11 protein-coding genes are annotated in these 11,797 nt (G+C 58.8%); 5 read left to right on the top strand and 6 right to left on the bottom strand.

The window, feature by feature from the left end; all coding sequences use genetic code 11:
• Positions 1-95 precede the first annotated feature (95 nt).
• On the top strand, positions 96-350 hold the full coding sequence (locus NMA58_RS03570; protein ID WP_434712369.1) for a hypothetical protein: 255 nt from the start codon (positions 96-98) through the stop codon (positions 348-350).
• Positions 351-806: 456 nt separating this feature from the next.
• Here the strand turns inward: NMA58_RS03570 and NMA58_RS03565 are convergent, their stop codons facing one another.
• Positions 807-1,031, bottom strand: a complete 225-nt coding sequence (locus NMA58_RS03565; protein WP_430958652.1) for a hypothetical protein — start codon at positions 1,029-1,031, stop codon at positions 807-809.
• A gap of 309 nt (positions 1,032-1,340) precedes the next feature.
• Positions 1,341-1,754: a hypothetical protein gene (locus NMA58_RS03560; protein WP_183703575.1), complete on the bottom strand. Its 414-nt coding sequence runs from the start codon at positions 1,752-1,754 to the stop codon at positions 1,341-1,343.
• A 198-nt stretch (positions 1,755-1,952) separates the two neighbouring features.
• On the opposite strand from NMA58_RS03560, the gene NMA58_RS03555 reads away from it, so the two are divergent.
• A complete protein-coding gene (locus tag NMA58_RS03555) occupies positions 1,953-2,450 on the top strand; it encodes a hypothetical protein (protein ID WP_434712367.1) in 498 nt (165 codons plus the stop codon).
• Between the two features lie 64 nt (positions 2,451-2,514).
• Here the strand turns inward: NMA58_RS03555 and NMA58_RS03550 are convergent, their stop codons facing one another.
• A complete protein-coding gene (locus tag NMA58_RS03550) occupies positions 2,515-2,856 on the bottom strand; it encodes an NIPSNAP family protein (RefSeq protein WP_085777321.1) in 342 nt (113 codons plus the stop codon).
• Positions 2,857-3,070: 214 nt separating this feature from the next.
• On the bottom strand, positions 3,071-5,032 hold the full coding sequence (locus NMA58_RS03545) for an elongation factor G (protein WP_434712365.1): 1,962 nt from the start codon (positions 5,030-5,032) through the stop codon (positions 3,071-3,073).
• 431 nt (positions 5,033-5,463) lie between these two features.
• Between NMA58_RS03545 and NMA58_RS03540 the strand changes: the two genes are divergently transcribed.
• Both NMA58_RS03540 and NMA58_RS03535 read left to right on the top strand, forming a co-directional pair.
• The gene (locus NMA58_RS03540) at positions 5,464-7,170 is read left to right on the top strand and encodes an adenylate/guanylate cyclase domain-containing protein (protein WP_434712364.1); all 1,707 of its coding nucleotides are present in this window, start codon (positions 5,464-5,466) and stop codon (positions 7,168-7,170) included.
• Positions 7,171-7,351: 181 nt separating this feature from the next.
• Positions 7,352-7,933 carry a dihydrofolate reductase family protein gene (locus NMA58_RS03535; RefSeq protein ID WP_434712363.1) on the top strand — a complete coding sequence of 194 codons (582 nt, stop codon included), beginning with the start codon at positions 7,352-7,354 and terminating at the stop codon, positions 7,931-7,933.
• A gap of 384 nt (positions 7,934-8,317) precedes the next feature.
• Here NMA58_RS03535 and NMA58_RS03530 read toward each other — a convergent pair whose 3' ends face one another.
• Positions 8,318-8,869 (bottom strand): DUF1003 domain-containing protein, encoded by a 552-nt coding sequence (locus tag NMA58_RS03530; RefSeq protein WP_434712361.1) that lies wholly within the window; start codon positions 8,867-8,869, stop codon positions 8,318-8,320.
• Positions 8,870-9,219: 350 nt separating this feature from the next.
• On the opposite strand from NMA58_RS03530, the gene NMA58_RS03525 reads away from it, so the two are divergent.
• Positions 9,220-10,488, top strand: coding sequence for a DUF892 family protein (locus NMA58_RS03525; protein ID WP_434712360.1), 1,269 nt, complete (start codon positions 9,220-9,222; stop codon positions 10,486-10,488).
• A gap of 203 nt (positions 10,489-10,691) precedes the next feature.
• Here the strand turns inward: NMA58_RS03525 and NMA58_RS03520 are convergent, their stop codons facing one another.
• Positions 10,692-11,597 carry an NAD(P)/FAD-dependent oxidoreductase gene (locus NMA58_RS03520; protein WP_434712358.1) on the bottom strand — a complete coding sequence of 302 codons (906 nt, stop codon included), beginning with the start codon at positions 11,595-11,597 and terminating at the stop codon, positions 10,692-10,694.
• Positions 11,598-11,797 lie beyond the last annotated feature (200 nt).

Here is an 11,797-nt window from a genome sequence, read left to right as displayed (position 1 = left end):
AACGGCGCCTTTTTGCTATCATTGGCTATCAGAAGTCCAGCTCGGCATTCGGGAATATCGGGGCGCTGCTGCTTGCTGCGCGAAAAGAGGGCCAGTTGGTCTACGTCGGATCGGTCGGAACTGGCTCCAGGGCAAACGACGCGCTGGAGCTCCGCGCTGCGATGGACAAGCGTAAGGCGTCAGCGCCTGCTGTGAAGTCTACCGGCCGTCGCCGCAACCTGGTTTGGATCAAGCCTACACTCGTCGCCGAAATCGAACATCGAGCATGGACACATGATGGAAAGCTGCGCCACCCGTCATACAAGGGATTGCGGGACGCTGCTGATAGTGCGGCAATTTTTGATTTATAGGAGATGGCGATTGATGGTGATAGGCTGCCACCAAGTCAGCGAGATGGCGCACTTTCTTTGACATTCATGCTGAGCACTGGATTCTTTGGGAGGCTAGGGTGACGAAGCGCCTGTGTATCAATTGTCTAGTAGGTTTCGTTCTCTGTTTACTTGGTGCGTACGCCCTAAGTATTTTCAGCGGTGGCGTGGAACATATAAATGGATTCGCGAGATACATATACAATATTCTTTGGGCGCTTCTTGCGATACTGTTCCTGCCGGGGCCAGCGAGTTATTTATTCTCGCGGTCGTGGCCGGAGGTATGCAAGGATGAAGCCAATAGGGAATTTGTGCGCAAGAACCCCTTGTTGATGTTTTTCGTCTGGCGCGAAATCAGGGACGAGGGATTGGAAGTGCAGCATTAGTGGCAGTATGCCGTTAACCTGCAGGAAATCGCGCTCGCGAAGAAACCGCAGATCACGCGGTGCCATCAACATCGCCATCTTCGTGCAGCTCATTCACCGGCAGATCATTAAGGGGCTGCGCGAGGTGCAGGATAACGCGGCCGCTTTTGACTTGAAAGGGCAAGGCTAAATAGTTCCCGCCAGGCCAAAAACTATGAAAATCAACATGACAGAGGTCACTACCACGAAAGAAGGTCCGGCGATAAAGAACTTCTCTTTTGGCTTCATCAACACGCAATCATCATCACCCCCGCGATCGGCCCAGTGGGCCTCGGGCCCGAAATCTTCGGTGAAATTGAAGCCGTTTCTACTGTAGAAGATGATCGATCTGATGAACCAATACCAGTAGTAGGCGCAAAAGGGGCCGACAATGCAGAGGGCAATCCATAGCTGAATTCGATCTTCGCTCAATCAAGCTTCCCCATCAACATCGCCATCTTCGTCCAGTTCGTGCACCGGAAGTATTCTTCTCCGTCCTCTCCCAGGCGATGAACCTGATGGCGTCGCAACGCCGTTGCTTTCATCAAGGACGTCCGCCTCGTGGCAACTATTGTAAAACGAAGCGCTTCTGCTCTTGCTCGACACGTTCCGGTGGATAGCAACCCTTCGCCCAGCTATAGCTGAATGCGACTCTATCAAACTTCCCTTGGAATTCGTTGACGGACCACTGCAGCAAAGCTCCTCGCCAAAACATACCTGCCAGCTTCTGGCAACCGAACCGAACACATCGGAGGTAGACGGCATCGGAGGGCGTACAAGTAAAGCCAAATGCCTGCAGCTTACTGGCGAGGAGAGCTGGATTGCCGTTCGCTTCACTTACAAGGCTATCCACCCATCGCTCATATTCCTTGACGAGAAGCGGCGGTTGGCTGTCAGCGCGTAAGGCCGCCGCTTTGGCGGGGTAACACCAGGCAGAAATACAAAGTATGATCAGCAACCGATAGACACGATAATTGCTCAAGAGGCGCTCCTAAGTCGCGGCTTTCAGCCGAGAGGTTTCCATCTATCAAAATAGCAGCGAAACCTCCAATCCGAGTGTCACATTGGTGGGACAAGGTAGCTTAGGAGAAAAGCGCATAGAAAGCTGCGGGAGCCGGGCCGTTGTCATACGCACCTGCGCGTGCAATTCTGTCGCGTAGACTGTTTGGGCAAGGTGCACATGGCGGCAACAACATTCGCATCTCCACCCTGGTGGAGAATTGCAGTTGCACTAATTGTAGTGCCTTTGGTGGCATCCTTCGCATATGCCGTTTACGCACCAGCCTATCAGGGCCTGCCGGATATGATAGAGCGCGTTGTCCAAACGACTGCAGTTGTCGCGTTCTTCGGTGCGTATCCGCCAACCGTTGCATTAGGGATACCATTGATCCTCTACCTCAGGGGACGAGTACGGGCATCTCTTGCAAATTGTGCGATGGTCGGGGCCTCCATTGCGACCTTCCCGTGGTTTTGCCTAGCTATATTTTTCGGCCCCGACGAGGCCTACACGAATGATCACATGACCTACCAACACGGGATGATGACGTGGTGGGGATTGCTGGAAGCAATCGAATTGCTCACAGAAACAGCTGTATTCGGAATTGCCGCGGGGGGATTGTTCTGGCTGATCGCCGCGGCCGGCATCGAAAAACAGCCCCCTTCTAAAGTGTTTGAATAGCGGCTCTCGGTATCGCCTGATGACGGTGCCGGACAGGGTCATGGGGTCTCGGCTGCCGTAACCGTTATTCCGACGGGTTGGAGAAGCCGCGGTAGAAGCGCGTCGGCTGCAGCAGCGAACTGGTGATGTTGGCGATGATCGGCCCATCCGCCTCGCTCTTCGCCTTCGCTTCCTTCCACTCCGGATCGGCGATGAACTCGGACCATTTTTGCTCGCGCTCCGCCAGCGACCGCCATTCGAGCAGATAGGTCAGATCGTTGCTGGAAGAACCGATCATCGTTGTCCAGAAGCCGAGTGAGCGGATGCCGAGCCGTTCCCAGATCGCCAGCGTCGCGGTCTCGAAACGCTGTTGCAGTGCCGGCAGCCTCTCCGGCAGACAAGTATAGATGCGCAATTCGTGGATCATCGGATGCCCCTCATGAATGCCCTTTGGAGCGTCCTCAAGCCGCTCACGGTAATGAGGGGCAGCTTATAAAGTTTCGCAAGGTAATCAATGGTTCCGCGGCGCGCCATCCTCGAAAGCGAGGATCGGAGCTCGGGCGCATTCCGAAAACCAGTGCGAACTGACCGGCCCCGGCCGCATGCTGCTCCCCGGCCGTCGAGGTAGTGGCGGGAAGATTTCAGTGTGCGCCGCCCGTTTCCTCCTGTGCCCTCACGATGGCGTCCGCTTCCTTGCCGTATAGCTCCTCGAAGTGATCGAAGGTCTTGGAAAAGTAACCAATGCCCTGCGTCGCCGAGCGCAGCGCCCGCGCCAGATCGTCAAGTGCGCCGCCCGGAACAAGTGCCCGGAAGATGTCCCATCCCTTGGCGTTTTCATCCCGGTCGAAGCCGAGAACCTGACCCTTGAGAGCCGACACGATCTGGACGAGGCTGCCGGAATAGATCGACGGAATGTGAATTTCGCTGCGGAAGACTGGTTGCATTAAAACGGCCGAGCCTTCGGAAAGCGCCTGTCGCACTCCCATTTTCGAAGCAGTCCTGAAGGCGTGTTCCGAACTGTCGACGGCATGGTGCTGACCATCGAACAGCGTTACGCCGACATCGATGACCTGGAAGCCGAGCGGCCCTTTCTCCATCGCTTCGCGCGCGCCTGCTTCGACGGCAGGGATGTAGTTGCGCGGAACGACGCCACCCTTGACGGTTTCGCTGAAGGTGAAGCCCCGGCCGCGCTCGTTGGGGCGAATGCTGAGCTTCACATCCGCGAATTGCCCGGCGCCGCCGGTCTGTTTGCGATGCCGGTAGTGAACCTCGGACGGCTTCGCGATGGTTTCACGATAGATCGGGCGGGGCGTTCGATCTGTTACCTCGATGTGGAAGACGTCGGACAGGGTTCGGCAGAGATCGCGCAGATGTACCGGGCCCTGGGCGCGGACGAGCTGGGCGCCGGTGCCTTCCTCCTGCAGAACGACAAGACCGCGATCCGTCTCGGCAAGTTTTGCCAGCGTTTCGGAGAGTTTGTTTTCATCGCGTTCGCTGCCCGGGACCAGGATCCTTTCAAGCATCGGCGTCGGTGGCTGGGTCCATTCGGGCGGGGCGACCGCCGCGTTTGATGTCAACAGCGACGGGACGGGCAAGTGGTCGGACTTGACTGTTGCGAAGACATCCCCCGGTGCAGGCGTGATCGCCGAGCTGGACCGTCCGTTTGCGGGATCCTGCACGGCGCCGAGGCCGGAGCCGCCGAGTGATGCGCCTTGCCGCAGTCCCTCGCCAAACGCACGCACCAGCACAGTCTTGCCGATATTCTGACGATGATAGGCATGGAAGCTCACGGCGGTCAGCTTGTTTTCATCGACATTGCCCGCACGAGCCAGGCGCTGTCGAAGAGCCGTGACCTGCGGCGCCTCGTGGCGCAGCGCTTTCATCAGCCTCATCATGCCGTTGCCGTGACTTGCGGCGCCGATCAGGACCGGAATAATCCTGTTTTCGCTCAGAACCCGCGATGAAATGGCATAGAGCGCGTCGCTGGGCGGCTCGCGATCTTCGATCAGTTCCTCAAGAAGCCAGTCATCGAATTCGGACAGGTGTTCCAAAAGCTCGCTGCGCGCTTCGTGCTCGCGCTCGGCAGCACTTTCGGGGATTGCGATCAGCGCCGAAGTCTGGCCTTCCCGGTAGCGCCACGCCCGTTCGGAAATCAGATCGCAACTGCCGACGATCTTGTCTCCCTCGCGGATCGGGATCTGGCGAAGCAAAAGCGTGTGGTTGGCGTAGTCTTGAAGCGCGGCGATCACGTCCCTCAGCCGCCCTCTCGGTTCGTCCATCCGGTTGACGAAAAGGATGCAAGGCGTCCCCGAGGCTTCGACTATCCGCAGATAGGGCGCGGCGAGCACAGCCTCCTCGGGTGCCGGAGAAACACACAGAATGCAGGCGTCGCTGGCAAGAAGCGCATGCTGCACATGCGCCAAGGCTTCGTTGGGTCCTGGCGCATCAAGCGCGCACCACGCCTCATTTCCAAAGGTGAATTCCGTGAGGTTCAGTCCATAAGGGGAGCTGGATTTTCTCGGCGTTCCCTCCAACGAGCCGAGCTTTTCGACGACCGTCGATTTTCCAGTCTGCGAGGGTCCAAGTACGGTAAAGCAACGCATCGGCATTCCTCCAACTGCCATAGACACAACTTTCAGCCATCATAGGATGCCCTGAACCGCGGCAAGGCGCCAGAGGCGTTCAGTTTCACAACGCTTTGACCTAAAGACGTAGGAGCTGTTCTCGAATTGCCAGCGGGACTGACCGCAGGGGCTGCAGACGCATCCAAAACGATCGATCCTGTAGTGATTTGTCAGATGCTGCGCCGCCGGCGAGTTGGGCGGAAACGCACCCTCAACCTCCGTCATTCCAGGCCTTGAGCCTGGAATCCATGGCCACAGCCGATGATGCCGGCGTGGGTCCTCGGGTCAAGCCAAAGAGGGAAGACGGCTTGATGGAGGTGGAGGTCGCCGGGGCATTACCGCTTACCTTTTGTTGACTCACCCGCGCTTGAACAATAACTTGGGAACTTGGTCGTGGGGCTTGTCCTCAAATGACGGATCATTCTCTTCAGCGTCGCCTTGCCGTCATCGTCGTTGCCGATGTGGTGGGATATTCACGCCTGATGGAGGCTGATGAAGTCGCAACGCTTGAGAACCTCAGGGAACTCCGTTCGGGCACTATCGAGCCGGCTGTGATGCGTCATAACGGTCGCATCTTCAAGGTCGTGGGCGACGGCTTCCTGATCGAATTCGGCAGCGCGGTGGACGCGGTCGCAGCAGCGTTGGAAATGCAACGAGCCACCACAGCTGTTGAGGCTTCCGAAGACAGGCGCCTGCTTTTGCGCGTGGGCGTCAATCTGGGAGATGTCATCGACGACGGTTCAGACGTCCTCGGCGACGGGGTCAATGTCGCGGCGCGCCTCCAGACGCAGGCAGCGCCGGGAGGTATCTGCATTTCAGCCAGCGTTCACGGCGAGATCGTCGGCGAGATCGCCGATCAGTTCTTCGATGCAGGCGAACGCTACCTGAAGAACCTGACCCGCCCGGTCCACGTGTGGCATTGGCCGGATGCGCTGCAAAGCATATTGCCGCTGCCGGAAAATCCCTCGATCGCTGTATTGCCGTTCACGAATATGAGTGGGAATGAAGCGGACGAGCCTTTCGTCGACGGCTTGACCGAAGACCTGATCACCGACCTTTCCCGCACGGCTGGCCTGTTCGTCATCGCGCGCAATTCCGTCTACGGCTACAAGGGCAAGCCGATCGACGTCCGGCTCGTCGCCCAGGAACTCGGCGTCCGCTACGTCCTCGAGGGGAGCGCCAGACGCGCAATGGGCCGTGTCCGCATCAATGCTCAATTGGTCGACGCGCTTGGCGGCCAGCACTTGTGGGCCGAACGGTTTGACAGGACGTTGGAAGATGTTTTCGAGTTGCAGGATGAGGTCAACGCCAAGATTGTTGAAGCTCTCGTCGGCCGGCTGACCATTCCGACGCCGCGCAATCGGCCGAAGAACTTTGAGGCCTACGACCTGTGTGTGCGCGCCCGCCTGCTGACGGAAGAGTCGCCGCAAACCGAGCGTGAGGCCTATATGCTGCTCCAACGCGCGGTCAAGCTCGAGCCATCCTATGCCGAGGCGCTCGGTCTGCTCGCCTATAACCGTTGGCTTGCCTGGACTCATTTCGGCGAGCCCGAAGATCCGAACCGTCGGATGGCGGTGACATCAGCGCAGAAGGCAGTCGACCTCGATCCCAACGATGCCGGCTGCCGTTACGTTCTGGGGACCATTCTGGCTTATGAGCGGCGATGGGAAGAATCCGAGGCCGCCTTCGCCATGGCCCTGAAACTCGACCCCAACCACGCCGACACCTGGGCCGCCATGTCTGATATGTCCGTGCTGGACGGCAGGATTGCCGACGGACTGGCGCAGATCGAAAAAGCTCTGCGGCTCAATCCCTATCCGGCCTGCTGGTATCTTTGTCACCTTGGGCAGGCGCAATACGCTGCGCGTGACTATGAGGCGGCAACCGCTACACTGCGCAGGAAAGAAACGTATCGCACCAACTCACGCAAATTCCTGGCTGCTGCGCTTGCGCAGTTGGGCCACCATGAGGAGGCGCGGCGAGAAGCGGAATTGTTCCTGATCGCCCACCCTCATTTCACGATCAGTCATTGGCTCAGTTCCCAGCCGCTGCGCGACGCATCTGTACGAGACCACTTTGTCGACGGCTTCCGAAAGGCTGGCCTGCCGGAGACGTGACAGTGGGCGGGGACTGTCCCGACGCGTTTGTGACAATCGCTCCTTTCGACAGCCCAATTGCCGTGCAACATTGATCGTCGTGAATACGTCTAACGAGCCTAATGATCGGATCCCGGCGCCGCGCACACAGCACCTGCCGGCAGCATCCTTCGCACACTTGACCTCGTCACAGGAGAACGAAATGTCCAAATCCATCCTCGACATGTCAATGTCCCTCGATGGCTACATCGCCGACGATAACGATTATCTTGGAGGCGAGGATGGAGAGCGGCTGCACCACTGGGCGAGCGCGGACGGGGAATCCGCTCAAGCCGGGCCTGTCCGTGAATTTGAAGCCGAATGGAAGGCGGCCGGCTCAGTCCTTGCCGGCCGGCGGACCGCCGAGCTCATGGATCACTGGGGAGGCAGTCATGACGGCGCCCCGATCTTCGTGCCCAGTCACCGGCCTCCGCCGCCCGCCGCGCGTTGGGGTTATCCGTTGGTGACCTACGTGAATGACGGAATCGAGAGCGCGATGGCGCTGGCGAAGGCTGCGGCCGGCGATCGGGACGTGCAACTGCGGGGCGGTTACACGGCGCAAGAAGCACTCCGGGCCGGGGTGCTGGACGAGATCCAGATCCATCTGATCCCAGTGCTGCTCGGTCGCGGCCGCCGGCTGTTCGATGTTTTGCCGTCAGAGATCGAGCTGGAGCTTGTCAGGGTAATCGACACGCCGCAGGCGACACACATCCGGTATCGTGTCCGTCGCCCAGCCAGTTCCTAAGGGTCTGGCGCGGGCGCATTTCTGCCAGCTCTGTCCCCACGCTATTATTCGAACGGCAATACGCGCCTAGTCAAGGTGCGAAGCAAACAGCGCTCGCGATGATTGCGCAAGAGCCGATAATCGTAGCGATTTGCGAGGCGCCGCGCTGCCGGCGAGTTGGGCGGAAACGCACCCTCATTCTCGGTCATTCCAGTCCTTGAGCCTGGAATTCCTAGCCACAGCCGAGGAGGCCGGCCTGGGTCCTCGGGTCAGGCCCGAGGACGACGGAGGGGGGACCTTCTGCCGATACAGTATGCGCGCGCCAAAGGCGCACGCACCGCCATCGCAGGCCTCAGCGGAAACCGCGGCAACGGCGAGGCACCAACAGCGCGAACATTGCCACTTCTACTTGTCTTCCCCTTCCGCCTGGATGCGATCCAACACGGCTTCCGGCGCGATGTCCTTCTTCAGCTCTTCGACCTCATGGTCCGCCTCGGTCGGGACTTCAAGCTTCTTTGCAATGGCTTCGACCATGGCGATCAGGCGTGTCGTCTCGTGTTCGTTTAACAAGCTGATCTGGAGGTCGAGGTCGGCGCGGATATTGTCTTGTGCAGCCATTCGGTTCTGGTTGATCAAGACGAACGTCGAGAGAAAGATCGCCTCGACCGAAGCCTCCATAGCGAGAATCACCAAAGAGGGGTCCCAGGGTGGAACCTGCGGGAGCAATCCTACATTGGCGATGATCCAGACTCCGTAAAACACGATGTGAATGTAGACGAACATCATGGAACCGGCGAACTTGCTGATCAAAGCAGCGGAACGCTCCTGAGCAGACGCTGCATTTTGGCTCTGCCGGCGGCGCTGCATGATAGCTTCGATGTTACGGGTTAACGCAGGCGTTAATCCTTCCGCGGGCGGTGTTGTCGGGCTTTTGCGCTCCGGATGGTCGTCGTTCATTCCGCAATCCTCGGATCTGTAATTGATGGTTTCCACCTTTGCCGAAAACTGCCCTACGAAGATCCGGTTCAATGTTGGCTGCAATTCCCTGGTGCGAACGTCGCCCCGGCAATTTGCGCTAAGCGTTGCCACCGTCGTTCTGCAATATCTCGCTTTGAGTGGAGTTGACTGTGGGCGCGGCGAACTCAGACAGCAATCAAGTGTCATGCGGCAACTCTGCGCTGGCGAGTAGGCTTGACCGAAAGATTGCACGCGCTTGACGACCGGGTGACTAGCTACCTCCTCCGCCGCACAGTGTGGAACATTCACCACCGAGCGCGGTTATGGGCCAGTTCAAAGGAGGACGCGGCATGTATCATCACGTCAAAAAGCTCATGTACACCGTTCGGGTGGATGAGCCTGATCCCCGATTCGGAAATATGCTCCTTGAGCAGTTCGGCGGCGCCAACGGCGAACTCGCGGCGGCGATGCAATACTCGATCCAAGGCCTGAACTGCGAGGATCCCGGGCGGAAAGACCTGCTGATGGATATCGGCACCGAGGAACTCAGCCATCTCGAAATCGTCGGCACGCTTGCCAGAATGCACCTAAAACCCTTGAAGTCCGTTCGCGAGGAGGCTGAAGCCGATCCTTTGATTGCCATTGCTGGAGGCGGCGGCGTGAACCTCTTCAATTCCATGGGCAACCCCTGGACGGCCGACTATCTGAAGATAACCGGCGAGCTCGACGTGGATTTGCGAAGCAACATCGCAGCCGAAGCCCGTGCGAAGATCGTCTATGAACGCCTGATCGACTTCTGCCGCGATTCCGGCACGAAGGACGCTCTGCAATTTCTCATGACAAGAGAGATCACCCATATGCGGGCATTCCAGCTCGCACTCGAAAGCATGGGTAGACCTCCCCTCAGTGTTGGAAGAATCGCTCCCACACCGGGGCTCGTCGACCAATTCTTCAACGACTCGACGGGCGAAGGCGACCTCGGCGAGGTCGATGTTCGCGGCCCGTGGAACGAAGGAGAGCCCTGGAAATTCGTCGAGGCTCCGGCGTTCCAGGGGTTCAAGGGCGGCGACGAGACTGCACCGGCAATCGAAGCGCGAAGCGCGCCGCCGGAAAGATCGGAAGGGATCGAGGCGGTGCTCGTGGACGAGCTTCGCGACCTGCTGCATGCCGAAAAGCAGTTGCTCAAAGCGCTCCCCAAGCTGCAGAAGGCAGCCCGCTCCCAGCAACTGCAGACCTTGCTGCAGAAACATCTTGCCGAGACAGAAGCGCAGGTCGAACGGCTGAACGAGTGTCTGCGAATACTCGGCTCCGCGGCAAGAGCAAAACCTTGCAAGGGAATGGCTGGCCTGATCGAGGAGGGTGAAGAGGTGATGGCGGAAGGCAAGAAGAGAGAAGACGCTCCTGCAGATCTAGCTCTCATCAGTGCAGCATTGCGCGTCGAACATTACGAAATTGCCGCTTACACCACCGCGCGTAATCTTGCCCTTCAGCTTGCACAGCCGGCGGTCGCTCGATTGCTGACATTGTCGCTGGGTGAGGAACAGAATGCGGGCCATCTCTTGGATCAGCTTGCTCAACCCCTTATGTCGGCGGCAAGAATGCCTGCCAGCGTCCGTTGACGTGGCTGGTAATCGTGGCACCCGCGGAGGCGTCAGAGGCGCCGCCGGCGGGTGCCGCTTTACGGCAGAAATTGGGCTAAGGCTCTATCGCACGCCTCCCCGTCGAGCTTCCTGGCAGCGGCTCAACTTTGATTTGCGAGATCGTGAGCGCCGACGTAGAGCAAGGCTCAGGCTCAACCGGGGCCAAGCAACGACGGCATCCCTTAGCGTGCTAGAGGGCTAGCCTCGTTCAGATCGTTTCGAATCGCAGTGGCCGCTATGCCCGCCTGCCCCATTGCGGTCCCGATCTGGTCCAAGCCGATGACCACGTCTCCCGCTGCATAAAGGCCAGGAAGGCTTGACCTTTGGTGACCGTCGACGATGACGCAGCCGTTCTCCGACAATTCTGCGCCGACCATAGCTGCCAGTTCCGACCGAACGTCCGATCCTAGCGCCGGGTAAATAGACGAAAACACGCCGATGCTCGAAGCTGTTGCGACTGTGATCCTATCGCGCTCAGGGTCGATAGATTTTATCGGACCTTTCTGGAGGCCGATCCGCAAGTCCCGCAGCCGATTGAGCTCAATCTCCGAGAGCTCGTGTTCCTCTTGCGGAGTAATGATCGTTACGTGTGTCGTATAACTCCGCAGGAACAGCGCCTCTGCAAACGCTCTCGATCCGCAACCGATGACGGCGACAGGCTTGTCGGTGATCTCGAACCCGTCGCAGACAGGGCAGTAGCGGATAAGGCCGCGCGCAACAGCCCCGTCATGACGCTCGGCCAACATCGGTGGTTTGCGGTCCACGACGCCGGTGGCGAGAAGGACTGTTCGCGCTCGCATGCCGCCACGGCTGGAAACAACGTGAAAGCCGTCATGCTCCTGCTGAAGCTGTCTGATGCCCTCACTGCGGATCTCAACTTTGTACCTTTGAAGCTGCGTGCGCATCCTGGCGAGAAGCTCCCTTCCGCTGATACCCTCCGGGAACCCTGCGAGGTTATGGGAAATCGGAATGGCGGCGGCACGACTGCTATGGTCGTCGAATACGGTTGTCGAAAGGTGATAGCGCGCAAGATAAACGGCCGCAGTCAAGCCAGCAGGTCCACCTCCGATGATAATGCAGTCGCGCATCGTGTCTCCAGACCGTCGCCGCTCAAGATGTCGTAAGGCGTTGGAATAACTCACATCGCCTGCATCGACCAGGTAGATCGCTCCGAGGAAGCCGTCCGGCGTCTGCTGCTCTTCAGGCGGATACCAAGATGGTAATCATCGCTAGTGCAAAGCCAACGCCGGCCCCAGCGAGGCCCGGTGTCATATAACCGGTAAATCTC

This window comes from Rhizobium sp. YTUHZ045 (genome assembly GCF_051124255.1).
Lineage (GTDB): Bacteria > Pseudomonadota > Alphaproteobacteria > Rhizobiales > Rhizobiaceae > Rhizobium.
Note: the sequence above shows the minus strand (reverse complement) of the source record. Positions and strands in the feature narration are given on the sequence as shown.

What these genes read in the sequence shown, in the direction of transcription:
- NMA58_RS03555 (WP_434712367.1), top strand. Translation starts at nt 1,953, where the DNA reads ATGGCGGCAACAACATTCGCATCTCCACCCTGGTGGAGAATTGCAGTT.
- NMA58_RS03550 (WP_085777321.1), bottom strand. Translation starts at nt 2,856, where the DNA reads ATGATCCACGAATTGCGCATCTATACTTGTCTGCCGGAGAGGCTGCCG.
- NMA58_RS03545 (WP_434712365.1), bottom strand. Translation starts at nt 5,032, where the DNA reads ATGCGTTGCTTTACCGTACTTGGACCCTCGCAGACTGGAAAATCGACG.
- NMA58_RS03540 (WP_434712364.1), top strand. Translation starts at nt 5,464, where the DNA reads ATGACGGATCATTCTCTTCAGCGTCGCCTTGCCGTCATCGTCGTTGCC.
- NMA58_RS03535 (WP_434712363.1), top strand. Translation starts at nt 7,352, where the DNA reads ATGTCCAAATCCATCCTCGACATGTCAATGTCCCTCGATGGCTACATC.
- NMA58_RS03530 (WP_434712361.1), bottom strand. Translation starts at nt 8,869, where the DNA reads ATGAACGACGACCATCCGGAGCGCAAAAGCCCGACAACACCGCCCGCG.
- NMA58_RS03525 (WP_434712360.1), top strand. Translation starts at nt 9,220, where the DNA reads ATGTATCATCACGTCAAAAAGCTCATGTACACCGTTCGGGTGGATGAG.
- NMA58_RS03520 (WP_434712358.1), bottom strand. Translation starts at nt 11,597, where the DNA reads ATGCGCGACTGCATTATCATCGGAGGTGGACCTGCTGGCTTGACTGCG.